The organism is Pseudomonas graminis (assembly GCF_013201545.1).
GTDB lineage: Bacteria > Pseudomonadota > Gammaproteobacteria > Pseudomonadales > Pseudomonadaceae > Aquipseudomonas.
The window spans coordinates 3,593,772-3,619,097 of sequence record NZ_CP053746.1 but is presented as its reverse complement, the minus strand read 5'-3'; the positions used below and the strand labels follow the sequence as shown (position 1 = coordinate 3,619,097).

Here is a 25,326-nt window from a genome sequence, read left to right as displayed (position 1 = left end):
GCGTCTGACTTTGGTTCGGGGCGGATGGAGGACTTGTGGAAATGAGCCTGCCCACGAAAGCACCTACGTGCTCTCCCGCACCACCAGTTCAAACCCCAGATCCACCTGTGCTTCGTGGACCGTGCCGTCCAGCAAGCCGAGCAACAGTTGCGCGGCGCGCTGGCCGACCTGTTCGCGCGGGGTGCGGATGGAGGTCAGGCGCGGGACCATATGGGCCGAACCCGGCAGGTCGTTGAAGCCGATCAGCGAAACCTGTTCCGGAATGCGGACGCCCCGTCGCAGGGCCTCCAATGATGCGCCCTGGGCCAGGTCGTCGTTGCAGAAGAACACCCCGTCAACATCCGGATGCGCCTCCAGCAACCGGGCGAACAACTCACTGCCCAGACCGATGGATGACGGCAGCGGCGACGCCACCTGCAGCGCTTCGTCGTACAGCCCTTCCTGCTCCAGCACGCCGCGAAAGCCGACGCCACGCTGAATCACCCGTGGATCGAGCTGAGCCGATACGTACGCCAGTCGCCTCCGGCCACGGCTCAAGAGATGCCGCGCCGCCTCGGCACCCGCCTGTTGCTGGGAAAACCCAACGCATGGCTCGGCGCGGGTCGGGTCGAGTTCCATCATGTGCACGCACGGCACACCACTGGCGGCGAGCAATTGCTGCGCCGCCACGCTGCGGTCGAAACCGGTCAGCAGAATCCCACGAGGCCGATGAGACAGATGACTGCGCAGCAGGTTCTCTTCTTCTATAGGCGAGTAGTGATAGTTACCGATCACCACTTCCAGCCCGCGCGGGCGCAAGACCGTCTGAATGGCTTCGAGGGTTTCGATAAACAGTTGGTTGGACAGCGACGGCACCAGCACTACCACCGACTGACTTTGCGAAGACGCCAGCGCCCGTGCGGCAGGATTGGCGACATAGCCTAGACTCAGCGCAGCAGCGCGGACTTTTTCCACCAACTCCGGAGCCACGGTGGTCACGCCACGCAGGGCTCGGGACGCGGTAATCGGCGAGACGGCGGCCAGTTTGGCGACTTCATTAAGGGTGGGACGACCGGTGGATCGGGAACCAATACGTGTCATGCGTTGCCAACTGATTGGAAGAAAGCTGAGGGGGTTGCGATTGTGTGGGATGGGCTCTAAGGTAGCGCTATCTCACGGAGGCCCGCAACTTTTCGATCGATTCCACGACCGGGTTTTTGCATCTCATGGATCAGCGAGATACCCATAACAATGACTACACCTGGAAACAGTCTCGCCGGACTTGCACACCATTCGGCGAAGACAGCGCTGTCTCCGGGACGAGGTTTTTATGACTACTGCTCCACATGCTATTTCCGCCATCGTGGTAATGGGTGTTTCCGGCTGCGGCAAGAGTGCCGTCGGCGAGGCCATCGCAAAAAACAGCGGCGGCCGCCTGATCGAGGGTGATGCGTTCCATCCTCAAGCCAACATCGACAAGATGAGCGCGGGCCATCCGCTTGACGACAACGATCGCGCCGGCTGGCTGACCCGCCTCGGCGAAGAAGTTGCCACCGCCTTGAAGAACGGCGAAAAACCCGTTCTTACCTGCTCCTCCCTCAAGCTCATCTACCGTGACCGTCTGCGTGCAGCCGTGCCGGGGCTGGGTTTCGTGTTTCTGGAGCTGACCAAGGAACTCGCCACCGAACGCTGCTCCCATCGCCCGGGGCACTTCATGCCGGCCAGTCTGGTCGACAGCCAGTTCGCGACCCTCGAACCTCCTTACAACGAGGACCGCACGCTGGTGGTGGACGCGACCAAATCCATCGAGACCATCGGTAAGGAAGCGGCCACCTGGTGGAGCGAGTCCAGCGCCGAGCCACAAGCCCCATCTGTCACCGCGCGCACTGGCTCTTGATCCTCGATCAGGCGTGAGCGACAAAGGTAGCGCTGTCTCTGATGACGCTGCCCTCGCTTCACAGGGCAGAGAGCAACAGCGTCAAGCAGTAGCTCCAAAAAAACAAAATACAACGGAGAGACACCCCCATGTTCGGCATGACTCAAGACACGTATCTGCTGGTCGATGCGTTGGTGACCATCATTGGCCTTGTGCTTTTGATCACCAAGTTCAAAGTCCACCCCTTTATTGCATTGACCATCGCGGCAGGTTTTCTCGGGCTGACCTCCGGGATGCCGGTCGAAAAAGTGATGAAATCATTCCAGGACGGTTTCGGCGGCGTGCTGGGTTTCGTCGGCATCATTCTTGGCCTGGGCACCATGCTCGGCAAGCTGATGGCCGATTCCGGCGGTGCTGACCAGATCGCCCAGACGTTGATCCGTCGCTTCGGCAAGGACCGCGTGCACTGGGCCATGATGTTTTCGGCGTTTCTGGTGGGCATTCCGCTGTTCTTCGAAATCGGCTTCGTGCTGCTGATCCCGCTGGTGTTCATCGTTGCCCGTCGCAGCGGCGTGTCCATCGTCAAGATCGGTATCCCGCTGCTGGCAGGTCTGTCGGCCGTACACGGCCTGGTGCCTCCGCACCCGGGTCCGTTGCTGGCCATCGGCATCTTCAACGCAGACATCGGCAAGACCATCTTCTACGGTCTGATCGTTGCGTTCCCGACCGCCATCATCGCCGGCCCGATCTACGGCAAGTGGATTGCCAAGCACATTCCGGGCAACCCGTCTAAAGAGCTGATGGATCAGATTGCCAAGGAGTCGACCAACGACAACCTGCCAAGCTTCGCCATTACCCTGGTTACGATCCTGCTGCCAGTGTTCCTGATGCTGCTCAAGACGTTTGCAGACGTGGCGCTGCCAGCCGGTCACATCTTCCGCATCTGGATGGACTTCATCGGTCACCCGATCGCTGCTCTGCTGTTTGCCCTGCTGCTGGCGTTCTACACCTTCGGTTCGGCACGTGGTTTCAGCCGCGACCACATCATCAAGCTGCTCGACCAGAGCCTGGCGCCCGTCGCCGCAATCGTGCTGATCGTCGGTGCCGGCGGTGGTTTCAAGCAGATGCTGGTGGACAGTGGCGTCGGTAACCTGATCGGCCACATGGCCGTGCAGGCACAGATCTCGCCGATTCTGCTGGCGTGGCTGGTGGCCGCAGTGATCCGCATCGCTACCGGTTCTGCAACCGTTGCCACCATCACCGGTGCCGGTATTGTTGCGCCGGTGGTCGGCATGATCCCAGGCGTGAACCGTGAGTTGCTGGTCCTGGCAACCGGGGCCGGTTCGTTGATTCTGTCCCACGTCAACGACGCGGGCTTCTGGCTGGTCAAGCAGTACTTCAACATGACCGTGTCCGAGACGCTGAAAACCTGGACCGTGATGGAAACCATCCTGTCGGTCGTGGGCATCATCCTGATCATGCTGTTATCGATGGTGGTCTGATACGTTGATCGCGGCAAATTGACGCTGCGATCCTTGCCGCTGTTCCCATGCCCACCTCCCCGGTGGGCATGTCATTTCTAACCCACTCAAACCGCTCACCGCCGCTCTGCTGATGACGCCACCTGAGTCTTCGGTGCAGCCCAGCCGGGCCTGATACAAAACCGTTCACACATCCCGTCATCAATTCGATTAAAGTTACGGCGTTTTGCCGGTACTCATTTAGGAAGTCTCCTACACTCCTCTCAGAGAACTCGTACGAGGCAATCTAATGAAAATTTCATCGCCGGCCGCTACGAGTTCTTTGCAATAAAGGGCAAAGGAGTGTGGAATAGGCGCCGCTCTGCATCTGGCTATCAATGCGATAGCCGATTTGTAGGGGAAATTACCGCCAGCATCAGGCAAGATTCCCATGCCGTTCGACCCAGGAGCCACGCTAACTGTGACGAGACGATGAACCTGGGGAATTAAAATCGTACCAATGGCGTCATACTGATGACCGCATTTGGATGCAATCGGCAATTACCATCACCCAAAGGCTCACGCCAGCCTCCCGGCAGAGGCGCTTCATGAGGCCATCAAGGAAAAGATTATGTTGATACTCACCCGTAAAGTCGGCGAAAGCATAAACATTGGTGACGACATCACCGTTACCATTCTGGGCGTTCAGGGCCTTCAGGTCCGTCTCGGGATCAACGCCCCGAAAGATGTTTCCGTACACCGCGAAGAAATCTACAAACGCATCAAGGCCGAAACTGCAACCGACCAGGATCCGCAATAAGCCCAACGGTTTATGCTTATTCGATAACTGTCAGCGGCCATCCGGTGCTGACAGATCGGCGACGGCGACTGACCAGGCGCCGTTTTTTTCGTCCGGACTTTGGATCCATCAAAGTCAGCTTCGCTGATAACTAAGCGTGAGCGAATGCAGAGAATCTGCGTATCGGACGATGCACTTCCTGATGCCGCGACAAGTTGTCAGACATCCGGTATCGCCAACTAAAACGGCCGACCTCCATAAGAGATCGGCCGTTTTTAGTTATCAACCGGTTTAACCCGATCAGCCCGCCGTGTTCAGGTGGCCGGCGATGGTGTCTTTTGCCTGCAGGCGTTTTTCCTTGAGTTTTTTCAATTCGTCATCGGGAATATCGCCCGCCTCTTCGGCGCTGACAATCTGGATGTCCAGTTCATCGTAGTGCTCGACCAGGGCATTGAGCTTCGCGTCGCCGCTTTTGAGCTTGGCGAGTTCTTCTTTGGTAACGCTCAGGTCCGCGTACAAATCGTGCTTAACCGGCATGGGATGCCTCTCCTCTGATGACTGTCGTAGGCATGTTGAGGGTAGCCCAGCCTAAAGGTTCGACGTTTTTGCCGATGTGAATATCGCATTTTGACAGGCACGATCCTGTGCAACGGGCTACGGTGTCTCTCCAGCCCCTTCACGCTGATTCAAGGATCGACCATGACCTCACCGTTTTCCCATTCTCTTCTCGCCAGCGCTCTGGCCTTCGGTATCGCCTTCTCCACGGCAGCGCCTGCCTTTGCCGAGCCCAACAAACAGGTCCAGGCGGATGCCGAGCAATACAAGGACGAAGCGCTGAAGCTGCTGGAGCAACTGGTGAATATCGATTCGGGCTCCGGCTACGAGCCGGGACTGACCCAAGTGCGTGACATCGTCGTCGCGCAGCTCAAGGCGCTTGGCGCAACCATCGAGATGATCCCCAACACCGCGCCGGACAAGAGCCAGCATGTGGTCGCGACGCTCAGGGGCACCGGCAATGCGAAGATTCTGCTGATGGCGCACATGGACACCGTATTCAAGGAAGGCTCCGCCGCCGCCCGTCCGTTCCACATCAAGGACGGTCGTGCCTACGGGCCGGGGGTGATGGACGACAAGGGCGGCATCGTTGCCGGGCTTTATGCGCTGAAGATTTTGAAGAAGCTCGACTTCAAGGACTACGCGCAGATTACCTTCCTGCTGGACGCCAGCGAGGAAACCGGGTCGGCCGCTGCGACGGCGCTGATTCAGAAGGTCGCCAAACAGCACGATGTAACCCTGAACCTGGAACCGGGACGCCCTGCCGACGGCCTGGTGATCTGGCGCAAAGGCAGCGCCACCGCAGTGGTTGAGGTCAAGGGCAAGGCATCTCACGCCGGCGTCGCGCCGGAACTGGGGCGCAACGCGGCCATGGAGGCGGCACATCAGATCCTGCAACTGGGCAAACTCGGCGATGCCGAGAAGAAAACCACGATCAACTTCACCGTGCTCAACGCCGGCGATCGCACCAACGTGATTCCCGATCAAGCCACCGCCAAGGCCGATGTCCGCGCCGCCGTGCCGGAGGAGTTTGATCGTATCGAGAAGGATCTGGCCCGTGTCTCAGCTGACAAACTGATCCCGGACACCCAAGTGACGACCCGTCTTGAGCGCGGCTTGCCGCCCATGCCGCAAACACCGGAAACCGACAAACTGGTCGATATCGCTCAGGGCATCTACGGCGAGATCGGCCGCAAGCTGACCATAGAGGGCAGCGGCGGCGCGGCCGATGCGAGCCTCTCGGCCGGGGTCGGTGTGCCGACGCTGGACGGCTTCGGCATCGTTGGCGGCAACATTCACACGCCCGAGGAATATGCCGAAGTCGACAGTGTGTCGCCGCGCATTTACCTGTTGACGCGGATGATCATGGAGCTGGCGACGCGCACTCCGGGCAAGTGACCAACGCCTGGTCGTCTCTCGGGCAAAAAAAATCCCGGACCACCCAAACAAAGGTGCGCCGGGATACAAGTGCTGCAAGGAGAGTCAGGATTGCGCGTTGGCCAGCACGGGCCAGAGGAACGGCAGACGCTCTTCGCTGCGACTGGACACCAGTCGCGGCGCCGCAGGAACAGGCTGCACGGCCGGGGTCTGCAGGCGGGTCAGGACCGAGTCGATCACGACGCCGCTGGCGTCGTGATGGAACTGCCAGACGCCGTAGATGCGGCCGTCAAACGACGCTTCGCTGCCCAGTCGCGGATCGACGCCCAGTCCTGCGCCCAGACCGAACAGGTGCAGACCATGCAAGCGCTGACCGCTGGCGTCGAGCGGACACCCCGAGGGATCGGAATCCAGCCCACCCTTGACCTCCATCAGCGTGATGGCCTCGCCACCGGCATGACTCAAGGCCGGCAACACCGGCTGGTAGCCCGTGCACTGCACGACAATCTCGGCTTCTGCCAGCGCTTGACGCGCTCGCTCGAACTGATCGGCCGGGCCCTGATGGGTTTGCAGCAACTGCACGCGCACGCCGGTCTTGCCGATCTGGCCCTTGGACAGGGCTTCACGGCCCACGTCCAGCGCCCGGTAGCGCAAACCGCCGGAGCGGTTGACCCGACCCGAAACCGGGCAGACGTCCCTCGCCGCATCGAACGCATAGCCCGCATCCAGCGCGGCCTGAGCAGTTTCGTAAAACAGACGGATCGGCGAACGGTGCACCAGCGTCACCTCCTCCAGGCCGGCAAACTCCAGCGCGTCGGCCAGGTTTTCCAGCACCGAGAACGCGCTGTGGGAGCCGCCCACGACGCATACCCGCCCTTTGGCCGCCAGGGTCGTCGCAAAAAGGTGGCGCAACTGCACGGCGTTCATTCTCAGCAGCGCGTCGGCGCTCTCGATCCGCGCCGAAGGTGGCACCGCGAGGCCTTGATCCGCCAGGCTGTCGAGCAGGTGCTGAGGGTCCTGCCAGCCGCCCAGATTGAGGACGACTGCGCGGCTGCGAATACGCCGACTGCGGCCATCTGACTCGACCCACACCTGATACTCATCGTCTTCGCGCACGATCTCGGTGATCGTCGTGCTGCTCCATAACTTCACGCCATAGCGCTCGACGATAAAGTCGAGCACCAGCTTCGAGGCTTCCGCCAGCAGTTCAGCGACGTCCGCCAACTGCGGCGCGCTTTGCGCCTGGTGTCTGATGCGCCAATAGGCGGGCGAATGTTCCAGGGGTTCAAATACATCACGCAGCGCCGGGTCGCGCAGACAATCCAGAAACACATCGCCGACCGAGTTGGCGGTGATTCGGTAATCGCCCAGACGACCCGTGCCCGGCGTGGGACTTGCGTCGACAATGATTAAACCTTCCTTGGCCAGTTCTGGCATGGCGCCGCTTTTCAATGCGTTGAACAGCAGCCCCATTCCTGCAGGTCCGGCACCTCCTACTACACAACCGCAAACGGTTTCCAGATGATCTCCTTGCATAATTGTCACTCCACGCTGGGTCGTTACCGTATCGCCGCCTGCGTCATGAACAGCCGCACTTCCGTGCGCGTTCAACCGCTATCGCTGAGACGATGTCTGAACTTTCGAGTTGAAAAAAATGAGCTGTTTACTGAATGACTAAATCTGGCAGGCATGAATACCGCAATGAGGCGCGACACGTTGGCGGCAGTGACAACAGGACCATCGACCCGGGTCAATTGATCCGGCGCAGGCTCTGGAACGCCGCTTTTACGGCGGCACCTCCTTGCTGAGGCTCCGTCGATCCGACAGTCCGCGCCGCCTGTTGTCAGCTTTCCCCAAGGGACGCTACCGCCAACTCATCGCGCACCTGAACGGATTTATCCTGGAACAAGAAGTATCGGGCGCTTGCACTAAGCGCCGTTCAGCGAAGTCGAAAACGTAAAGTGATAGTTGCAAAGAACTGACGAGGTGTCAATTTTACGAGACAAAGAGGATTACGATCGTTAGGGATCATAAACAACTGATTTGTATAGGAATTTTTATTTTGACGCCACCCATTCGGCGCTCCGTGCTGAGTCCATGGATTTATAAAATAACCGCCCCTTGCAATTTAACTGTGAATGGCGGGTCGCTGCGGCATTAACTAACTCTGCTCGCAACATGCAATGCGCCTTGAGTCGTTTATTGCTCGTACTTTTCTATGATCATTAATGTTCCCCAGCATTTATTGACGCCAGAATTACTCATCTTCTTAAGTGAATGAGCTGTCTGCAATGGCAAGAGGACCCTGCCGCATCCGATGAATGGAATACTTTCGTATGGCCAGCTGAGAACTATTCGGCCCTGCCGTACCTCCATTGTGGTGTGTTAGCACTTTCCCAAGGACAGAGAGGTGACCTATGAATGATGATAAAACCGATCAGTCCAGCATCGCCGAAATTGATTATTCGCGGGACACGCTGTTCGGACCTATTCCGATGCAGGCGACCTGCCGAGTACGTCTCGCGACGATAGAGCACGAGGGGCACAGCTTGCGCGAACTGACTATCCTTGGTGATGTGCCGGATTATTTGCCCAAGTCATCGATCATTCGCATTGCGATGGACGGCCGCATTGAGGCGGGGCCCGTTCGCGAGCACTATGCGGTTAAAGGCAACGGCGAAGAGCATTTCAAATTGCTCTTCGAGAATGAGCACCTACACCGGACGCATTGAAAACGCTCGCGCTACTGCGCGCCGTTGTGGACGTGGACGGCCTGAGCGATGCCAAGGGGTTTGCCGGATCGGGGCCCCACGTTTGCAGGAATGCCGAGGGTCGGAGGGATTAAAAGCAGCACTGCTGCAGAGGGCGGCGCTGTATCAAGCGCTGTGGCCTCCCCGCCCGCACCTTGACGTGCGGGCAGCACGTCGGCCCCGTAGCGCAGGCCGTCAACCTGAGGCTTGATTTCCAGCACCGGCTCCGGTGGCAGCAGTTGCTCTCGCTCCAGGGACGTCATCGGCGGTCGGAAGCTGGCGTTCCGCATTTCGAGCCGATCGAGCATCGTGATGATCGACGCAGCGCCAACCACAACAATGCCCAGCAGGCAGCTGACGCCGATGATGACCTTGCGACGGCGGCGCGCTGGCGCCGCTCGGTTGTGCTCTGGTACTGCATCGATCTCGGGTTGCGCGTACGCCATGCAAATCCTCAATGTCCCGCCTGGCCACCGTGGCCGATGCAGACCAACATAAGGCGGAACGGTGATTATTGCTAGAGGCCTGCGCTCAACTCGCCAGCGCGTGCGGGTAATGCCTGGCCTTCCCGAGCTCGGCCTGAAGGTCACGGATAAGTGCGCACAAGGCGTGGCTATTATCGAGCGAGTCCAGAGCAATATTGGAAGCGAACAACTCGACGCGCTCGGTGGCAGGGTCGATGACTTCAACGGTCATCCGATCCTCTATCACCGTGCAGTTGCAACGCCAAGGCAGAAACGCACTTTCTATAATGTTGCGCAGTTCAAGGTTAGAGAGCGTACAGGCAATCATTTTCCAATCCTCCGCAGGCAGGACTGGGTGACGCCTTCAGCCGCTCGCCTGACCATAAATCACCATTTACACCAAATGGGAAAACGTTTCCCGGGCCCCGTTCGCTAGTCGGCAAACAGGGATATTTAACTTATACGCCGCGCCCCAAAGTGAAGCAAATAGCCTCTGTCGCGTTCATTTCAGGTCGCCCGCCGCCGGAATGCCGAGGTAAATCGATTCACTGCGGTAGAACTCGGCCCGTTCACGCTTTAATTGGCTGAATAACCGGAGGAATGAGTGCTATATCTGCTTAGCCATCCGTCGGACATAAGTCAAAGGCCCGACGAGCGACGCCATTTACCGGTCTACGGAGTTAGCTGCGTAGCAACTTGAGATGAATAAGTGCAACGCGCGCGCCTTTCTTGTCCTGACGCTCTTCAATAGCGAAGGGTTTGAAGCCCAGCTTGGGGTAAAACAGCAATCCCGGGACGTTATGGTTGAAGCAGGAAGCAGTCAGCTCCGCCGCTTCATGTTTGCCAAAGGCCAGTTCCATCATGCAGCCGATCATGTAGCGGCCAACGCCTTTGGAGCGAAAGCGCGGATCAATGATGACGTTGCCCATCGAGCAACGGCCTCTGAAATCGTAGCGGGAGAAGTTGGCGAATCCCACGACCTGGCCGTCCAGCTCGATGACCGTGTTGTCCGAACGCTGGGCGATGGACTCGTTGAGCTGCTCCGGGGTCAGCGGGAATACCGCCTTGGGGAACATATAGAAGAGCTCATCAATGCTCTGGGGCATATCGCAGATGAAAGGGACGTCTTTTTCTTCCAGGGGGCGATGGATAAACATGGTGAGTTACCTCTCGAAGAAACAGGGGCCGTGGGCGGACTATAACTGTCATCCCGTAGAGCTGACGGTATAAGACACCATCCAGGCGTGAATGTGCCGAAATGTTACAAATGGCCTGAATCCGCCGCAGAAGATTGTCGCAAACCTCTGACAGTCATGGAAATACTCTCACCGGGCAGAACGCCTCCGCCCGTTTTCGTGACTCATGCATTTTGCACGACGACACGAGCGATCAAATTCTGCATGCCATTGATTTTATTATGTTTTTATCTGGGTGAGCGCTTGGCACAGGCAGTGCACCGTAATGGGGAGAAGCACAACATCATTCGCACGGAGCAGCACAATGAACGTCTCACCTGATTCTTATCCTGCCGCTGTAGAAGAGTCCTCCACAGTCTCGGGCGTGTCCTGGGGTGCCATCTTTGCCGGCGCTGCCGGCGCCGCTGCCTTGTCCCTGATCCTGATTTTGCTGGGCTCGGGCCTTGGTTTTTCAGCGATGTCGCCCTGGGCCAACGAAGGCGCCAGCGCGAAGACAATCGGTATCTCGACGGTCGTCTGGCTCGCGCTGACGCAAATCGTGGCGTCCGGTCTTGGCGGTTATCTCGCTGGTCGACTGCGCGTCAAATGGGCCAACATGCACGGCGACGAAGTTTATTTCCGTGACACCGCGCACGGCTTCCTGTCCTGGGCTGTCGCGACGCTGGTAGCTGCCGTGCTGGTCGTGGGCTCTGTCAGCGGCGTCGTCGGAAGCGGCGTGAAAGCCGGCGCCACTGCGGTAGCGGGCGTTGCCGGTACTGCCGCCACTGCCGCTGGTTCTGCAGCCGGCAATACCAGCAGTGATCAATACGGTTACTACATCGATTCGCTGTTCCGCGATGACCGCCCTGCTGCTGTCAGCGATGATGCGGCCCACGGTGTTGTGGTGCGTATCTTCACCAAGACAATGGCCAACGATGGTCAACTGGCTCCGGAAGACCGCACCTACCTGGCACAGCTGGTCGCTCAGCGTACCAACTTGAGTCAGGCCGATGCCCAGGCGCGCGTTGATCAGGTTTACGGTCAGGCCAAACAAGCTGTGGCCGACGCCAAGCTTAAAGCTCAGCAAGCTGCTGATGCTGCCGCCAAGGCCGCTGCAACCGCTGCGCTGTGGACTTTCGTTTCGCTGCTGTGCGGTGCGTTCGTGGCAAGCCTTGCCGCTATCTGGGGTGGTCGTCGCCGTGATGCGGTGACGTATGTCGAAACCCGTGCTTATTCCACTACTTCCAGCATTCGCTGATTAAGGAGAGTCATCATGCGTTCACTACTTCTGTGGTTCCTCGGCATTCCAATCCCGATCATTATTTTGATTGCACTGTTTGTGCATTGATTGAGTGATTAAAGATCCGCGCTGTTCTCCCCGAGGCAGCGCGGATTTTTTTCGTCTGCCACAAAGCAGTAGATCAAGAGCGTCTGCCTAAGGGCAGACATTTCGCCTTCGGCGAGTTACTTGGAAAAGCACCCCAAGTAACCAAGGGTGCTTGCTCTCGGTTTGGCCCGACTTCGTCGGGTTCCCTCACTTCGACGACGCTCCGTGGGCCCGCGCCGAACGCACATCCATGTCTTAGCGGCGCTCTCGCGGCATCCATGCCGCTCGGGCCACTCCGCGTCGTCTGCGTTCAGCCTGCGCCCAAGTCGCGATTGGCAGTGTCTGGACTTTTTGTGTACGAAGATCAAAAGCGGGTTTAAGCAGATCAAGAGCTTCCCGGCTGAAGCCGGTCCTACAATCAGCGCCGATCCCACTGACTGCGCGCGTTGCTTTTAGTGGGACCGGCTTTAGCCGGGAAGAAGCCAGTCCAGGCGCCAACAATTTTGCTGAGCGCCCCCTACCGGTGGGAGCGAGCTTGCTCGCGAATGCTGTATTCCAAACACCAAAAATCCGGTGAATGTACCGACCCCTTCGCGAGCAAGCTCACTCCTACAAGTCCTCAGCGTTTGATCTCCCTTGATCTGCCCCTGATTTGCCCTTGATCTTGATCTGCTGTTGATCTTGATCTTCATGCACAGAAAGCTCAGACGCCGCCAATCGCGACTTTGGTGCAGGCCGAACGCAGACGACGCGCAGTGGGCCGAGCGGCATGGATGCCGCGAGAGCGCCGCTAGGACAGGGATGTCCGTTCGGCGCGGGCCCACGGAGCGTCGTCGGAGTGAGGGAACCCTGAGGAACGAAGGGCCCAACCAAGAGCAGGCACCCTTGGTTACTTGGGGTGCTTTTCCAAGTAACTCGCCGAAGGCGAAACGTCTGCCCTTAGGCAGACCGCCGTAGATCTTGATCTTGATCTTGATCTTGATGTGGCTCTAAGAACGACCCCCATCTCTCATGGCATCCCCAACCAGTTCGGCAGCGCCAGCGAGATATAAGGCACGTACGTCACCAGCAACAGAAACACCAGCAGGATCGACAACCACGGCAGCGCCGCACGAATAGTCTCGCCCAACGTCAGACCCGTCACCGCAGACGTCACGAACAGGTTCAGCCCCACCGGAGGGTGGACCAACCCGATCTCCATGTTGACCACCATGACGATGCCCAGGTGAATCGGATCGATGCCGAGTTTCATCGCGATCGGGAAAAAGATCGGCGCCAGGATCAGGATGATTGCCGACGGCTCCATGAAGCTGCCCGCGACCAATAGGACAATGTTCACCATGATCAGGAAGCCGATCGGGGTGAGGCCCTCGGAGATGACCCAGGCGGTAATCTGCTGCGGAATCTGCTCCGTGGTCAGGACGTGAGCGAACAGCATGGCGTTGGCGATGATGAACATCAGCATGATCGACAGGCGCCCTGATTCCAGCAGCACCTTCGGGCAGTCCTTGAAGCTCATGTCCTTGTAGACGAACAGCGCGATGAACGCCGAGTACACCGCCGCCACCGCCGCCGCTTCGGTCGGGGTGAACATCCCGCTGTAGATCCCGCCGAGGATAATCACCAGCAGCATCAACCCCCAGAACGCCCGTTGCGCCGTGTGCAACCACTGGCGGAAGGTCACCCGTGGCTGGGCCGGAAGTTTCTTGACGCGGGCGACGATGTAGATCACCACCATCAGCGCCAGACCCAGCAGGATGCCGGGAATCACACCCGCGATGAACAGCTTGCCAACCGAGGTTTCCGTCGCGGCGGCGTACACCACCATCACGATGGAAGGCGGAATTAGAATCCCCAGCGTCCCGGCGTTGCAGATGATCCCGGCACCGAATTCTTTCGGATAACCGGAGCGCACCATGCCGGCGACGGCGATGGAACCCACGGCTGCAACGGTAGCGGGCGATGAACCGGACAGCGCCGCGAACAGCATGCACGCCAGCACCGCCGCAATCGCCAGGCCGCCGCGAATGTGGCCCACGCACGCGTTGGCGAAGTCGATCAGCCGCTGTGCCACCCCGCCGGTGGTCATGAAGGCGCCGGACAGTAGGAAGAAAGGAATTGCCAGAAAGGTGTAGCTGTCGGAGGTTTCGAACAGTTTGATCGCCAGCGAACTCAACGAGTCAGGGCTGAACAGCAGGATCGAAACGGCGCCGGACAAGCCCAGGGAAATGGCGATGGGCACGCCCAGGAACATGAAAACGAAGAGCAGCAGGAACAGGCAGATAACAGTCATCAGTGCTGCTCCTCGGCAGGGTTGGCGAGTTTGCTCGCTTCAGCCGCTTCGTCGGCCAGACCCAACCCGGTCTGCCGGTGCGTCCAAATGCGGTAGAGGATTTCCAGGTAGCGCGCGATCACCAGGCCAAAGCCGATCGGCACGATGATCGCGATGTACGCGACCTCGATGCCGAACCGGTCGAGGTCTTCGGCGCCGATGCCGGCCACGAACAGCGCCGACACCCACTTGTAACTGGCGACGAGGAACAGACCGGCGTAGGCCAGGCAGCAGGCGCAGGCCAGCATCGCCAGAATGCGCTGGACCGGCTTGCTGGTTTTCTTGACCAGCGCGTCGACGCCCAGGTGGCCCGCCGTGCGCACGCCGTAGGAAATCCCAAAGAAGATCAGCCAGCCAAACAGCGCTTTGGTCAGTGCCACGCTCCAGGTCATGCCTTGGGCGTAGCCCATCAGGTGGTCGCCAATCGCGGCGAAAAAGTCGCTGCTCACCGCCCACTGATCGCTGAGGGAATAAAACAGGGTGTAGATGTTGTTCAACGCCACGTAGACGAAAGTCACGAGGGTCATGGCAGCCAGCAGAAAGGCAATGATGCCCTCCTCCAGATGCTCCCACAGTCGCGTCAGCGGGTGCATAAGCATTCTCCGAACGAAGCCGAACCTAGCCGGGTGTAGAGACGGCCGTGAAGGGGGACCACCCACGACATGGGTGGCCGCCGGGCCGTCACGGTCTGTAGCGAGAAGGGACTGAAGGGCTCAAGGCGCCTTGTTCGAATCGTCGGCGGCCTTGATCAGGTCGGCACCGATTTCCTCGGAGAACTTGTCCCAGACCGGCTTCATGACTTCACGCCATTTCGCGCGCTGCTCAGGGGTGAGCGTCACGATTTCACTGGTTTTGGAATCGATGATTTTCTGCTTGGCCGTCTGGTTCAGCGCTTCGGCCTGCTTGTTCACTTCGACGGTGACCTGATCCATGATCTTCTGCAGTTCGTCACGCACGTCCGCCGGCAGGCCGTTCCAGAACTTGGAGTTGGTGATGACCATATAATCGATCAGGCCATGGTTGGACTCGGTGAAGAACGGCTGCACCTCGTTGACCTTCTGGCTTTCGTAGTTCGACCAGGTGTTTTCGGTGCCGTTGACGGTGCCGGTCTGCAAGCCTTGATAGACCTCGGCGAAGCTCATCTTGCGCGGGTTGGCGCGCAGGGCGACGAATTGAGCTTCCAGCACACTGGAAGCCTGTACGCGGAATTTCAGGCCACGGGCATCCTTTGGCTCAACCAGCTTTTTGTTGGCGGACAATTGCTTGAGGCCGTTGTGCCAATACGCCAGACCGTGAATGCCCTTGTCGTCCATCGCGGTCAGCAACGCCTTACCCTGCGGCCCCTGCTGGAAGCGGTCGACGGCAGCAAGATCGTTGAACAGGAACGGCAGGTCGAAGATCTGCACTTTCTTGGTGTACTGCTCGAATTTCGCCAGGGACGGCGCGAGCATCTGCACGTCGCCGAGCAGCAGGGCTTCCATTTCCTTGCCATCGCCGAACAGCGAGGAGTTCGGGTAGACCTCGACTTTGACCTTGTCTTTCAAGGCCGGATCGGCGGCAACCATCTTCTGGAACAGCAACGCACCCTGCCCCTTCGGCGTGTTTTCCGCCACCACGTGGGCGAACTTGATCGTGATGGGGTCAGCGGCCTGTGCAAGGCTGGCCACAGACACCGCGGCCGCGCAGAAAAGCGCTTTGGTCAGCTTCAACATCGATATCACCTTTTTATTTTTGTAGGAGCTTATGTTTGAAGGAGCAGGTGGAGTGCATGAGCATAGTGCACCCCCACGATGACGATGCCCCGGTGTTTAGAGAATCAGCATTTGTGTAAGCCGGCGTTCGGGCTAGCTGAACGCCCTGATGCGTTAAACCTCGAGTCAACGCGGTTCACCCCGTCGCCAACGCCAGCAGCCGCTGAGCACGCAGTAGCACCGGCGCGTCGACCATCTGCCCTTCCAGCTGAAACGCCCCTGCCCCCTTGGCCGCTGCGCTGGCATTGATCACCTTTTGCGCCCAGTTCAGGTCATCGATGCTGGGGGCTAAAGCGGCGTGGATCACCGGCACTTGCGCCGGATGGATGCACAACGCGCCGCCATATCCCATGTCGTACGCGTGGCGAATGGCGCGGTGCAAGCCTTGTGGGTCGCCGATGGCCGGGTGAACGCCGTCCAACGGTGGCAACAGGTCGGCGCCCCTCGAATGTAATTGCACCGACATCCGCGCCTGATCGAGAAACATCTGCGCGGCGTGGGTGCCGCTGTTGAGGTTCAGGTCCAGCGCCAGGTCGAGCCCGCCAAACGACAAACGCTCAACCCCCGGGGAACGGGCGATCTGCTCCAGGGCCAGCAGGCCTTTGGCGCTTTCGATGATCGGCAGGACCGGCTTGCCTGTCTGCCAGACGGCCGCGACGTGAGCAGCGCATTCGACCTTCGGCAGCAGCACCCCGGCGACGCCCGCGTATTGCTCGCAAAACGCCAGATCGTCCGCATGCTCAGCATGGGTCGGCGCATTGACCCGCACCCACACTGAGGCTTGTGTGTTGTCGCTTAAAAAGGCCGCAAGATTGTCCCGCGCCTGGCGCTTGAGGGGCTCTTCAACGGCGTCTTCGAAATCGACGATCACCGCGTCAGCGCCCGCCGCCAGCGCCTTCGCAAAACGATCGGGGCGACTGCCGGGGACGAACAGTGCGGAGCGGATGATGGTTTTTGGCATAGTTGAAGCTCCTGAAAAAGGGGGTCATCCCGACGCTGTGGGCGCTTGTTCGCAATGACTGCCCTCCATCCGCTGATGATGTGGCAGATGTTGCGGCCATTTCGCGGGCAAGCGCGCCTACAGTTGCAAGACGTGACGATAGGCCCGCGCGGCAAGGTAGAGGTTCAGACCACTCCGCCCGCTGCCATCCGCGCCTGGTCTTCAGTCGAAAACCCTAGCTCGCCGAGGATGCTGCCGGTGTGCTGGCCCAGGCCCGGCACGCCGTCCATGCGCGGCGTGAACGCGGTGTTCTGGCCCGGCGGCAGCAGCGACGGCAGCGGGCCGGACGGGCTGTCGACTTCGCGCCATCGGTCGCGCGCTTTGAGCTGCGGATGGTCCCAGACGCCTTGCATGTCGTTGACCCGCGCATTGGCGATCTGAGCGTCTTCCAGACGGGCAACCACCTCATCGACGCTCAACGAGGCGAAGCCGTCGACGATGATCTCCCGCAGCGCCTCACGGTTTTCCGAGCGCTTGAAGTTTGCCGAAAAGCGCTCGTCAGTGGCCAGCGGCGGATCAAGCAGAACCTTCTCGCAGAACAGCGCCCACTCGCGCTCATTCTGCAAACCCAGCATGATCGTGCCGCCCCCGCCGGTGGGAAACGGCCCGTAGGGATAGATCGTCGAGTGGGATGCGCCGGCCCGAGGCGGTGGCGGCGCGCCGCGGTAGGCGTAGTACATCGGATACCCCATCCACTCCACCAGGCTTTCCAGCATGCTGACGTCGATGCGGCTGCCCACCCCGGTCTTGTCCCGCAGCATCAGCGCCGACAGTATCCCGGTGTAGGCATACATGCCGGCAGCGATGTCGGCGATGGAACATCCGGCCTTGGCCATCTCGTTGTCGCCGGGGCCGCCGGTGACTGACAAAAAGCCGCCCTCGCTCTGAATCAACAGGTCGTAGGCCTTCTTCTTCTCGTAAGGCCCGCCTTCGCCGTAGCCGGAAATGTCACAGACGATCAGGCGTGGGAAGCGTTCGTGCAGGGCTTCGAACGACAAGCCCATGCGGGCCGCGGCGCCCGGCGCCAGGTTCTGTACCAGCACGTCGGCCTTGCCGAGCAGCGATTGAAGAATGTCACCGGCCTGTTCCTGCTTGAGGTCCAGGGTCAGGCTTTCCTTGGAGCGATTGGTCCAGACGAAATGCGAGGCCAGTCCGTCGACGCGCTGGTCGTAGCCACGGGCGAAATCGCCGACGCCGGGGCGCTCGATCTTGATGACCCGGGCACCGAGATCCGCCAGTTGCCGGGTGCAGAACGGCGCCGCGATGGCGTGCTCGAGGCTGACGACGGTGATGCCGTCCAGAGGACGCGGGTTTTGTTGAGTCATGTTCGTAAACCTCTTCAAATCCCCTGTAGGAGTGAGCTTGCTCGCGATAGCATTTTGTCAGTCAGGGCTGATGGGGCTGACACACTGCAATCGCGAGCAAGCTCACTCCTACAAGGGTTGGCGTTCGCCCTAGATCAAAGTGACCAAATCCTGCGCATCGCGCAGCTGCCAGACCCGCTGAATCAACGCCGTGCCCTGCTCCACCGTGCGTGCGCCGGAGAACGCCAGCAGGCGCTGAACCTTGTCCTCCAGCTCAGGCCGCGACAGGGTGTTGCCCGGGTCGCCCTTCGGCTCATCGATGCCGGCGCTAAGGGTGCGGCCATCGGTGGTGGTCACGATCACCCGACCCAGCCAGCGCGCTGGATAAGCGCTGTCAACCTCCGGGTCCAGCTCCATCGTGACCTTTTCGCGGAAGGCCGCGACGTCGGCATCGCTCAGGGCCAGGTCGCGGAATTCGATCAACTGCGCACTGCCGTGAACCGCAATCAGCCCGAGCACGGCGCCCATGGAGAACTTCGCCTGGTGCACGGTCTGCGGCACATCGACCCGACCAAGCACATCGATGGCGCCCTGATGAACCCGGGTGACGACCTTGGCGATCTGCTCGTGGCGCAGGCCATCGCGCTGCATCAGGTGCAGCAAGGCATCGGCCGCCGGATGGGTATGGCGGCACGAGGCGTGAAACTTGAACGAGGTCTCGACCAGCGCCCAGCGGCTGCCGAGGCGATCGGAGAGCTTCGCCGGATCGCTGTCGCTGGACATCCCCGCGGCCATGCCCTGATCACCTTCAAGAATGTTGCGCGCACCAGTCAGGCCGTCTTCGGTGAGGTACGCCGCTAGCAGGCCATCGGCGGCGGCCTTGGCGGTGTGCAGCTGTTTGGAATCGGCCGCGTCACGCAAAAACTCCCACAGCCCGGCGGCCTGGGTGCCCGCCGTGCCCAGCAGGTTGATGAACTGCTCTTTGTCGAAATTCAGCAGCTTGCCGACGCCCACCGCCGCAGCGAGGGTGCCGACCGTCGCGGTGGTGTGGAAGATGCGGTAGTGCGAGCGGCCCATGAATTCGCCGATGCGGATGCCCGCCTCGTAACCGGCAACCGACGCCAGCAGTAAATCCTGGCCTGTTTTGCCGAGGTCCTGAGCCGCTGCGAGCACCGCCGAGAACACCACTGTCGCGGGGTGCAGCACTGAACTGTTGTGCAGATCGTCCTGCTCGACCAAGTGCGAAGACGCGCCATTGACCAGCGCGGCGAAGTACGCCGAGGTGCCGCGACCGCTGACCAGAATCTTCGCCTTGCCCTGTTGCGGGCCCATGCGTTCGGCGTAGCGCTCGAACAACGGAATCGGCCGCGCGCCCTGGCTGGCCAGCGCCGAGCCGATCCAGTCGAGGAACAGGTCTTCGGTGCGGTCCAGCACGACGCCGGGAATCTGCTCGTAGGTCAGCTCGGCGAGGAAACCCGCCAATGCCTGGGTGTGGCTCATTTTGGCGTCCTCAGAAGCTGCGCGGCAGGTCGAGCAGGTGCTCGGCGACGTAGGAAAGAATCAGGTTGGTGGAGATCGGCGCGACCTGATACAGACGGGTCTCGCGGAATTTGCGCTCCACGTCGTACTCGCAGGCAAAGCCAAACCCGCCGTGGGTTTGCAGGCAGGCATTGGCCGCTTCCCATGACGCTTTCGCTGCGAGGTACTTGGCCATATTGGCGCTGGCACCGGCGTTCTTGCCGCTGTCGTATTCCTCGCAGGCACGCCAGCGCATCAGGTCCGCCGCTTCGATTTCGATGTGCGCTTCGGCAATGGGGAACTGCACGCCCTGGTTCTGCCCGATCGGGCGGCCAAACACCACGCGATCACGGGCGTAGGCGGCGGACTTTTCAATAAACCAGCGGCCGTCGCCGATGCACTCGGCGGCGATCAACGTACGTTCGGCATTCAGGCCGTCGAGGATGTAGCGGAAGCCTTTGCCTTCCTCGCCGATCAGGCTCTCGGCGGGCAGTTCGAGGTTGTCGAAGAACAGCTCGTTGGTTTCGTGGTTGACCATGTTGGCGATGGGCTGCACGGTCAGACCGTTGCCGATAGCATCGCGCAGGTCGACAAGGAAGATCGACATGCCTTCGGACTTCTTGGTCACCTCGGCCAGTGGCGTGGTGCGCGCCAGCAGGATCATCAGGTCGGAATGCTGGACGCGGGAGATCCAGACCTTCTGGCCATTGATCACATACTTGTCGCCCTGCTTCACCGCCGTGGTCTTGATCTTGGTGGTGTCGGTGCCGGTGCTCGGTTCGGTCACGCCCATGGATTGCAGACGCAGTTCGCCGCTGGCGAGCTTGGGCAGGTAGTAACTTTTCTGCGCGTCGCTGCCGTGACGCAAGAGGGTGAACATGTTGTACATCTGGCCGTGGACGGTGCCGGAATTACCGCCGCAGGCGTTCACTTCTTCGAGGATCACCGAAGCTTCCGCCAGGCCCAGACCGGACCCGCCGTATTCTTCCGGGATCATCGCCGACAGCCAGCCTTCATCGGTCAGCGCCTTGACGAAGGTTTCCGGGAAGCCTTTCTGTTCATCGATCTTGCGCCAGTACTCGGCCGGAAACTGCACACACAGCGCGCGCACGCCGTCACGGATGGCATTGAGGTCTTCGTTTTCGTAGGGATTCATGGTGTCCACTCGCATCGACCGGCGGCCACGGGATCGGCGCGCCGGGCTGTAAAGAAGAAAGATTCAGTCAAAAACGACTTCGGCACTCTGGGCGACGCCGGCGTCATTACCGGCCCACAGCTGCGCCTTGCCCGGCTCGACGATTCGGCCGCCGACGCGGAACGCCGCAGGCACGTTCAACGGGCGCACGCCGCGATAGGCGAAATGCCGCACACGCTTGTCGGGATGGGCGCGAATGAACGCGCGCAGGTTGAACGTGGCGATCATCGGCCCGTGCACGACCAAGCCGGAATAGCCTTCGGTGTCAGTGACGTAGGGGTGGTCGTAATGAATGCGGTGGCCGTTGAAGGTCACGGCGGAGTAGCGGAACAACAGGGTCGGCGTCGGTTCGATGACCTCGCTCCACTCGCCCTGCTCCGGCGCGTCGCCACTGTTGAGTTTCGGCGGATTGGGTTCGCGGTAGACGATGTCCTGCTCTTCACGCACGCACAATTCGCCGTGTTGCGAGTAATCGTGGCGCACCGTTACGAACAGCAGTGAGCCGGTGCGGCCGTGCTTTTCTTCGATGTGCAGAATGGTCGACAGGCGATGGGCGTCAGCGCCGACTTTCAGCGGCTGGATGAACTCGACTCGGCCACCGGCCCACATGCGATTGCGATTGTCCGCCGGAGGCAGGAAGCCGCCACGCGCTGGATGGCCGTCGCCGCCGAGTTGCGCTTCGAACACCGGCTCCTGGAAAAAACACCACTGCCACAGGGGCGGTAGCGGGTCGCCGACAGCGGGCGTGGGCTCGCCAAAGGTCGCCGCGATGCGCTTGATCAGGTTCACGCTCAGATGATCCTGGGCTTCTTCGGTGCGGCCAATCCAGGCCGTAAAATCCACGGGTGACGCTGCAGCGCTCATGGGCGTAAACCCTCTGGGTTTGTTGTTATGGCCCGATCATGGAAGTGCGCCGGCATTCTGTGAATTTGCATTTGCGTATAGCGGCGTTCGGGTATGCTGAACGCCTCCTGCAGCGTCCGGACACCCACCATGCATTTCGACCTGGCTGACTTGCGTCTCTTCATTCACATCGGCGAATCGCCGAGCCTGACCCAGGGGGCGCGCCGGGCCTTTCTCTCACCTGCCGCCGCCAGCGCGCGGATCAAAGCGCTGGAAGGCCAACTCGGCACGCGCCTGCTGTACCGCGACAGCCGCGGGGTCGAGCTGACCCCTGCCGGTCAGCGCTTGCTCAAACACGCGCGGCTGATCATGAGCCAGGTGGATTACCTGAAAAGTGAGTTCACCCGCTACGGCACCGATTCGGCCGGGCACATTCGCATCTTCGCCAACACCACTGCCGTTACCGAGTTTCTGCCGGAAGTGCTGGCAGGGTTTCTGGCGAAACGGCCAGGCGTCACGGTGGATCTGCAAGAGCGCCTGTCCCGGGACATCGTGCGCGGCGTGCTCGACGGCAGCACCGACATGGGCATCATCGCCGGCCCGGTGGAAGCGGCGGGTTTGCAGGTCATCCACTTCAGCACCGACCGCCTGGTGCTGACCGTGCCAGTGGGCCATGAGCTGGCGACTGAGAAAAAAGTCACTTTCAAGCAGACCCTGGCGTTCCAGCACATCGGCCTGCACGAAGGCAGCACGCTGCTGAGTTTTCTGCGCGATCACGTCGAGCGGCTGGGGCAGAGCCTGTCGCTGCGGATTCAGGTGTCGAGCTTCGAAGCCATCTGCCGGATGGTCGAAGCCGGGGTAGGCATCGGGGTGATCCCGGAGTCGGCAGCGTTGCGGCACAGTCGGACGATGGAGCTGGTGACCATCGAGCTCGACGAGCCGTGGGCTGTGCGCGAACGAAGCATCCTGGTCCGCGAACTGGACGCCCTGCCGGGGGTGGTCAGGGCGTTGATTGCGGTGTTGTTGCCTGCGCCCGAAGCTGAAACCGAGCCCGCGCCGCCCGAGGCGTAGTCAGATCCAGACGTCGTTCTGCGCGGTGCGCTCGTTGGTGTCGCTGCCAGTGTTGATGACGCCGCTGGGCTCGATCAGCATCAGCTTCACCTCCTTCTCGGCGTAGGGTTTGTGCTCGACGCCCTTGGGGACTACGTACAGCTCGCCCGCATTGAGTTCGACGAACCCTTCGCGGAAATCGATGCGCAAACGGCCTTCGAGCACGATGAAGGTTTCGTCGGTGTCAGCGTGGCTGTGCCAGAGAAACTCTCCTTCCAGTCGTGCCAGCTTGAACTGGTAGTCGTTCATCTGCGCAATGACTTTGGGCTGCCACTGCTCGGTGAACAGGCTGTATTTCTGGGCGAAATTGACGGGGGTGTGATGAATGTTGGACGTGGACACAAGGGCGGCTCCGAAGGGGTTGATGTGGGGCCAATCTAGAGCGCGGGGTGGGTAGGGTCTTGTACGTTATTGCACGATGGGTGCATCCGGTTTTGCGTTGTTGCAACTGACGCTTTCCCGGCTAAAGCCGGTCCTACAGGATGACCGCGTGAAATTAGTGGGACCGGCTTTAGCCGGGAAGAGGCCGGTGTGTACGCCATCCATTTTGCAGCGTGACGCCTGAAGCTTTCCCGGCTAAAGCCGGTCCCACAAGGTGTGTTTAATCCCCTTATGCGCGCGCCGCCAACATCTTCAACCACCGCCCCGGCGGGTAGCCGAAGGTCTTCACGAAATGCCGCGTCATGTGGCTCTGGTCCGAAAATCCGGCCATCACCGACGCGTCGCTGAGCGAGACGCCCAACGCTATCGAATGACGCACCAGGTCCAGCCGGCGCAGGGTCAGGTAGCGATAGGGCGTGGTGCCGAACAGCACGCGGAAATCCCGCGACAGGCGCCAGCGATCGGTGTCGCTGGCCTGTTCCAGATCGGTGAGGCTGACGCCCTGCTCCAGACTGGCCATGAGCATTTCCCGCGCACGTTGCGCGCCGGCGTAGTTGACGCTCTGGCGGCCTTTGCGCACTCCGGCGGCTGCTTGCAGAGCGATGGCGAGGTCGTAGATCGCATCGTCCAGTTCCAGAGGATCCAGCGCGGTGTTCAGGTCTGAAAGCAGCGCCTGCGTCGCCCTGAACAGGCGCGGATCATTCGACGCCCCGCCCTTGATAAACGGCAGCGGCTTGCCGCCGAGCACCTGCTGAATCATCGCCGGTTCCAGATAGAACATCCGGTAGCGAAAGCCGTCTTCGGTCCCGGCGTGGCCGTCATGGGCCTCGTCCGGGTGCAGCACCATCGTCTGCCCCGGCAGGTTGTTGACCAACGCCTTGCCGTACTGAAAGCTCTGCACCCCCGACATCGTGTGGCCGATGGCGTAGGTGTCGTGGCGGTGCATCTCGAAGCCGTGGCCATGAAAGTACGCCTCGATCCGCTCGATCTGCGGCAGCGGCGCGGCACGCAGTACCCAGTCCCGCGTGGAAGGGGTCAGGTGGGCGTCTTCGTCTGCATGGGTGTCCATCGGCAGCGCTCGCGGCAGTGGACGGCAGGTGCATTGAGAGGACACCGGCCGCCGTCGTGAAAAAGGCCTAACCGGGTTGCTTGAGCAACGCCGCCGATGCACTGGACGCATGCACCGCCGGTGGCTTCTCGTTGAGCAGGTTCTGGATCGCCTGACTGTAAGCCTGGCGCCCGAGATTCATGCTGTTGTTGTGGTTACCGCCCGGCACCATCAGCAGGTTCTTTGGCTCCTGCGCCGCTTCGAACAGCGCTTCGCTGAATTGCGGCGCGACAAACTGATCCGCCGTGCCATGCACGATCAGCACCGGCATGTGCACGTCGGCGATCTTGTCGATGGAGTCGAATTTCTGCGAGACCAGCCAGCGCACCGGCAACGAGGTGCGTTTGCTGGCGACCGAGGACGCGACGTCGGCGAGGTTAGTGAAGGTCGATTCGATGATCAGGCCTCGCGCCTGAATGGGCTCGTTACCTTTCTGCGCGTCCCGGCCCAGTTCGGCGGCGAGGTCGACGGCCACGGCCCCACCCAGCGAATGCCCGTAGATCAGGCGCTTTTGCGGGTCCGGCTGGATCTGCTTCAAGCGCTCCCAGGCAATGCGCGCGTCTTCATAGACCGACGCTTCCGAAGGCAACTGGCCCTTGCTCTGGCCGAAGCCGCGGTAATCGATGGCGAGGATGGAAAACCCCAGGGCGCGCAGTTGTTCGATGCGGAACAACTGGCCGGTGAGGTTCCAGCGCGAACCGTGCAGGTAAAGGATGGCTGGGGCGTCGTTCTTCTCCGAAGGCCACCACCAGGCATGAATGTTCTGCCCGAGGCCGAAGGTTGGCCCCTTGAGCTCAAGCTCTTGCACATCGGACGGCAGGCCGCGGTACCAGCTCGCGGTGCCGGGCTCGATCATGAAGACCAGCTCACGCTCCTTGTGCTGCAACGCCGCGCAACCGACCGGCAGACCGACGACGATCACCAGCATGCACAGCCAGAAGAACCAGCGGGCCTTGAGCCGCGACAGGGAGAATGTTTGCATTGAGAAAGGTGTCCGGTGCAGAAGTAAGTGCACCGGCAGT

General features: G+C 60.6%; 24 protein-coding genes. 7 read left to right on the top strand and 17 right to left on the bottom strand.

What is annotated here, in order from left to right:
• Nucleotides 1-63 precede the first annotated feature (63 nt).
• Nucleotides 64-1,080, bottom strand: a complete 1,017-nt coding sequence (locus FX982_RS16140) for a LacI family DNA-binding transcriptional regulator (RefSeq protein WP_172611607.1) — start codon at nucleotides 1,078-1,080, stop codon at nucleotides 64-66.
• Nucleotides 1,081-1,348: 268 nt separating this feature from the next.
• Between FX982_RS16140 and FX982_RS16135 the strand changes: the two genes are divergently transcribed.
• From FX982_RS16135 to csrA, 3 genes are all read left to right on the top strand, one after another.
• The gene (locus FX982_RS16135) at nucleotides 1,349-1,876 is read left to right on the top strand and encodes a gluconokinase (RefSeq protein ID WP_172613078.1); all 528 of its coding nucleotides are present in this window, start codon (nucleotides 1,349-1,351) and stop codon (nucleotides 1,874-1,876) included.
• A gap of 128 nt (nucleotides 1,877-2,004) precedes the next feature.
• Nucleotides 2,005-3,357, top strand: a complete 1,353-nt coding sequence (locus FX982_RS16130; RefSeq protein ID WP_172611606.1) for a GntP family permease — start codon at nucleotides 2,005-2,007, stop codon at nucleotides 3,355-3,357.
• Between the two features lie 589 nt (nucleotides 3,358-3,946).
• The gene (gene csrA / locus FX982_RS16125; RefSeq protein WP_122537958.1) at nucleotides 3,947-4,135 is read left to right on the top strand and encodes a carbon storage regulator CsrA; all 189 of its coding nucleotides are present in this window, start codon (nucleotides 3,947-3,949) and stop codon (nucleotides 4,133-4,135) included.
• 279 nt (nucleotides 4,136-4,414) lie between these two features.
• Here the strand turns inward: csrA and FX982_RS16120 are convergent, their stop codons facing one another.
• Nucleotides 4,415-4,651 (bottom strand): YdcH family protein, encoded by a 237-nt coding sequence (locus tag FX982_RS16120; protein ID WP_172611605.1) that lies wholly within the window; start codon nucleotides 4,649-4,651, stop codon nucleotides 4,415-4,417.
• A gap of 162 nt (nucleotides 4,652-4,813) precedes the next feature.
• Here FX982_RS16120 and FX982_RS16115 point away from each other — a divergent pair, with 162 nt between their 5' ends.
• Complete coding sequence (locus FX982_RS16115; RefSeq protein WP_172611604.1) at nucleotides 4,814-6,067, top strand: M20/M25/M40 family metallo-hydrolase; 1,254 nt, start codon at nucleotides 4,814-4,816, stop codon at nucleotides 6,065-6,067.
• A gap of 84 nt (nucleotides 6,068-6,151) precedes the next feature.
• On the opposite strand, the gene FX982_RS16110 is transcribed toward FX982_RS16115, so the two are convergent.
• Nucleotides 6,152-7,519, bottom strand: a complete 1,368-nt coding sequence (locus tag FX982_RS16110) for a pyridine nucleotide-disulfide oxidoreductase (protein WP_438826286.1) — start codon at nucleotides 7,517-7,519, stop codon at nucleotides 6,152-6,154.
• 944 nt (nucleotides 7,520-8,463) lie between these two features.
• Here FX982_RS16110 and FX982_RS16105 point away from each other — a divergent pair.
• The gene (locus FX982_RS16105; protein WP_172611602.1) at nucleotides 8,464-8,778 is read left to right on the top strand and encodes a hypothetical protein; all 315 of its coding nucleotides are present in this window, start codon (nucleotides 8,464-8,466) and stop codon (nucleotides 8,776-8,778) included.
• 11 nt (nucleotides 8,779-8,789) lie between these two features.
• Here FX982_RS16105 and FX982_RS16100 read toward each other — a convergent pair whose 3' ends face one another.
• From FX982_RS16100 to FX982_RS16090, 3 genes are all read right to left on the bottom strand, one after another.
• Nucleotides 8,790-9,242, bottom strand: a complete 453-nt coding sequence (locus FX982_RS16100; protein ID WP_172611601.1) for a hypothetical protein — start codon at nucleotides 9,240-9,242, stop codon at nucleotides 8,790-8,792.
• An 85-nt stretch (nucleotides 9,243-9,327) separates the two neighbouring features.
• A complete protein-coding gene (locus tag FX982_RS16095; RefSeq protein WP_172611600.1) occupies nucleotides 9,328-9,588 on the bottom strand; it encodes a DUF1652 domain-containing protein in 261 nt (86 codons plus the stop codon).
• Nucleotides 9,589-9,940: 352 nt separating this feature from the next.
• Complete coding sequence (locus FX982_RS16090; protein WP_172611599.1) at nucleotides 9,941-10,417, bottom strand: GNAT family N-acetyltransferase; 477 nt, start codon at nucleotides 10,415-10,417, stop codon at nucleotides 9,941-9,943.
• Nucleotides 10,418-10,760: 343 nt separating this feature from the next.
• Here FX982_RS16090 and FX982_RS16085 point away from each other — a divergent pair, with 343 nt between their 5' ends.
• Nucleotides 10,761-11,693 (top strand): hypothetical protein, encoded by a 933-nt coding sequence (locus FX982_RS16085; RefSeq protein ID WP_172611598.1) that lies wholly within the window; start codon nucleotides 10,761-10,763, stop codon nucleotides 11,691-11,693.
• Nucleotides 11,694-12,771: 1,078 nt separating this feature from the next.
• On the opposite strand, the gene dctM is transcribed toward FX982_RS16085, so the two are convergent.
• The 8 genes from dctM to FX982_RS16045 form a co-directional block, all read right to left on the bottom strand.
• Nucleotides 12,772-14,055 carry a C4-dicarboxylate TRAP transporter large permease protein DctM gene (dctM, locus tag FX982_RS16080; RefSeq protein ID WP_172611597.1) on the bottom strand — a complete coding sequence of 428 codons (1,284 nt, stop codon included), beginning with the start codon at nucleotides 14,053-14,055 and terminating at the stop codon, nucleotides 12,772-12,774.
• Complete coding sequence (locus FX982_RS16075) at nucleotides 14,055-14,687, bottom strand: TRAP transporter small permease (protein WP_172611596.1); 633 nt, start codon at nucleotides 14,685-14,687, stop codon at nucleotides 14,055-14,057. Before FX982_RS16075 ends, dctM begins: the two co-directional genes overlap by 1 nt.
• A gap of 120 nt (nucleotides 14,688-14,807) precedes the next feature.
• Nucleotides 14,808-15,806, bottom strand: coding sequence for a TRAP transporter substrate-binding protein (locus FX982_RS16070; protein WP_122537934.1), 999 nt, complete (start codon nucleotides 15,804-15,806; stop codon nucleotides 14,808-14,810).
• A gap of 175 nt (nucleotides 15,807-15,981) precedes the next feature.
• Nucleotides 15,982-16,806 carry an HpcH/HpaI aldolase/citrate lyase family protein gene (locus FX982_RS16065; RefSeq protein WP_172611595.1) on the bottom strand — a complete coding sequence of 275 codons (825 nt, stop codon included), beginning with the start codon at nucleotides 16,804-16,806 and terminating at the stop codon, nucleotides 15,982-15,984.
• A gap of 164 nt (nucleotides 16,807-16,970) precedes the next feature.
• Complete coding sequence (locus tag FX982_RS16060) at nucleotides 16,971-18,170, bottom strand: CaiB/BaiF CoA transferase family protein (RefSeq protein WP_172611594.1); 1,200 nt, start codon at nucleotides 18,168-18,170, stop codon at nucleotides 16,971-16,973.
• 129 nt (nucleotides 18,171-18,299) lie between these two features.
• On the bottom strand, nucleotides 18,300-19,649 hold the full coding sequence (locus FX982_RS16055) for an MmgE/PrpD family protein (protein WP_172611593.1): 1,350 nt from the start codon (nucleotides 19,647-19,649) through the stop codon (nucleotides 18,300-18,302).
• A gap of 10 nt (nucleotides 19,650-19,659) precedes the next feature.
• Nucleotides 19,660-20,823 (bottom strand): acyl-CoA dehydrogenase family protein, encoded by a 1,164-nt coding sequence (locus FX982_RS16050; protein ID WP_172611592.1) that lies wholly within the window; start codon nucleotides 20,821-20,823, stop codon nucleotides 19,660-19,662.
• A gap of 63 nt (nucleotides 20,824-20,886) precedes the next feature.
• A complete protein-coding gene (locus FX982_RS16045; RefSeq protein ID WP_172611591.1) occupies nucleotides 20,887-21,726 on the bottom strand; it encodes an FAS1-like dehydratase domain-containing protein in 840 nt (279 codons plus the stop codon).
• A 129-nt stretch (nucleotides 21,727-21,855) separates the two neighbouring features.
• Between FX982_RS16045 and FX982_RS16040 the strand changes: the two genes are divergently transcribed.
• Nucleotides 21,856-22,776, top strand: coding sequence for a LysR family transcriptional regulator (locus FX982_RS16040; protein ID WP_172611590.1), 921 nt, complete (start codon nucleotides 21,856-21,858; stop codon nucleotides 22,774-22,776).
• On the opposite strand, the gene FX982_RS16035 is transcribed toward FX982_RS16040, so the two are convergent.
• The 3 genes from FX982_RS16035 to FX982_RS16025 form a co-directional block, all read right to left on the bottom strand.
• Nucleotides 22,777-23,157 (bottom strand): cupin domain-containing protein, encoded by a 381-nt coding sequence (locus FX982_RS16035; protein ID WP_254074808.1) that lies wholly within the window; start codon nucleotides 23,155-23,157, stop codon nucleotides 22,777-22,779.
• A gap of 268 nt (nucleotides 23,158-23,425) precedes the next feature.
• On the bottom strand, nucleotides 23,426-24,265 hold the full coding sequence (locus FX982_RS16030; protein ID WP_172611589.1) for an AraC family transcriptional regulator: 840 nt from the start codon (nucleotides 24,263-24,265) through the stop codon (nucleotides 23,426-23,428).
• A 67-nt stretch (nucleotides 24,266-24,332) separates the two neighbouring features.
• Complete coding sequence (locus FX982_RS16025; RefSeq protein ID WP_254074807.1) at nucleotides 24,333-25,286, bottom strand: alpha/beta hydrolase; 954 nt, start codon at nucleotides 25,284-25,286, stop codon at nucleotides 24,333-24,335.
• Nucleotides 25,287-25,326: the final 40 nt, after the last annotated feature.

What these genes read in the sequence shown, in the direction of transcription:
- FX982_RS16140 (WP_172611607.1), bottom strand. Translation starts at nt 1,080, where the DNA reads ATGACACGTATTGGTTCCCGATCCACCGGTCGTCCCACCCTTAATGAA.
- FX982_RS16075 (WP_172611596.1), bottom strand. Translation starts at nt 14,687, where the DNA reads ATGCACCCGCTGACGCGACTGTGGGAGCATCTGGAGGAGGGCATCATT.
- FX982_RS16040 (WP_172611590.1), top strand. Translation starts at nt 21,856, where the DNA reads ATGCATTTCGACCTGGCTGACTTGCGTCTCTTCATTCACATCGGCGAA.
- FX982_RS16090 (WP_172611599.1), bottom strand. Translation starts at nt 10,417, where the DNA reads ATGTTTATCCATCGCCCCCTGGAAGAAAAAGACGTCCCTTTCATCTGC.
- FX982_RS16130 (WP_172611606.1), top strand. Translation starts at nt 2,005, where the DNA reads ATGTTCGGCATGACTCAAGACACGTATCTGCTGGTCGATGCGTTGGTG.
- FX982_RS16115 (WP_172611604.1), top strand. Translation starts at nt 4,814, where the DNA reads ATGACCTCACCGTTTTCCCATTCTCTTCTCGCCAGCGCTCTGGCCTTC.
- FX982_RS16070 (WP_122537934.1), bottom strand. Translation starts at nt 15,806, where the DNA reads ATGTTGAAGCTGACCAAAGCGCTTTTCTGCGCGGCCGCGGTGTCTGTG.
- FX982_RS16030 (WP_172611589.1), bottom strand. Translation starts at nt 24,265, where the DNA reads ATGGACACCCATGCAGACGAAGACGCCCACCTGACCCCTTCCACGCGG.
- FX982_RS16120 (WP_172611605.1), bottom strand. Translation starts at nt 4,651, where the DNA reads ATGCCGGTTAAGCACGATTTGTACGCGGACCTGAGCGTTACCAAAGAA.
- FX982_RS16105 (WP_172611602.1), top strand. Translation starts at nt 8,464, where the DNA reads ATGAATGATGATAAAACCGATCAGTCCAGCATCGCCGAAATTGATTAT.
- FX982_RS16060 (WP_172611594.1), bottom strand. Translation starts at nt 18,170, where the DNA reads ATGACTCAACAAAACCCGCGTCCTCTGGACGGCATCACCGTCGTCAGC.
- FX982_RS16100 (WP_172611601.1), bottom strand. Translation starts at nt 9,242, where the DNA reads ATGGCGTACGCGCAACCCGAGATCGATGCAGTACCAGAGCACAACCGA.
- FX982_RS16050 (WP_172611592.1), bottom strand. Translation starts at nt 20,823, where the DNA reads ATGAATCCCTACGAAAACGAAGACCTCAATGCCATCCGTGACGGCGTG.
- FX982_RS16135 (WP_172613078.1), top strand. Translation starts at nt 1,349, where the DNA reads ATGGGTGTTTCCGGCTGCGGCAAGAGTGCCGTCGGCGAGGCCATCGCA.
- FX982_RS16110 (WP_438826286.1), bottom strand. Translation starts at nt 7,519, where the DNA reads ATGGGGCTGCTGTTCAACGCATTGAAAAGCGGCGCCATGCCAGAACTG.
- FX982_RS16085 (WP_172611598.1), top strand. Translation starts at nt 10,761, where the DNA reads ATGAACGTCTCACCTGATTCTTATCCTGCCGCTGTAGAAGAGTCCTCC.
- csrA (WP_122537958.1), top strand. Translation starts at nt 3,947, where the DNA reads ATGTTGATACTCACCCGTAAAGTCGGCGAAAGCATAAACATTGGTGAC.
- FX982_RS16045 (WP_172611591.1), bottom strand. Translation starts at nt 21,726, where the DNA reads ATGAGCGCTGCAGCGTCACCCGTGGATTTTACGGCCTGGATTGGCCGC.
- dctM (WP_172611597.1), bottom strand. Translation starts at nt 14,055, where the DNA reads ATGACTGTTATCTGCCTGTTCCTGCTGCTCTTCGTTTTCATGTTCCTG.
- FX982_RS16065 (WP_172611595.1), bottom strand. Translation starts at nt 16,806, where the DNA reads ATGCCAAAAACCATCATCCGCTCCGCACTGTTCGTCCCCGGCAGTCGC.
- FX982_RS16095 (WP_172611600.1), bottom strand. Translation starts at nt 9,588, where the DNA reads ATGATTGCCTGTACGCTCTCTAACCTTGAACTGCGCAACATTATAGAA.
- FX982_RS16055 (WP_172611593.1), bottom strand. Translation starts at nt 19,649, where the DNA reads ATGAGCCACACCCAGGCATTGGCGGGTTTCCTCGCCGAGCTGACCTAC.
- FX982_RS16025 (WP_254074807.1), bottom strand. Translation starts at nt 25,286, where the DNA reads ATGCAAACATTCTCCCTGTCGCGGCTCAAGGCCCGCTGGTTCTTCTGG.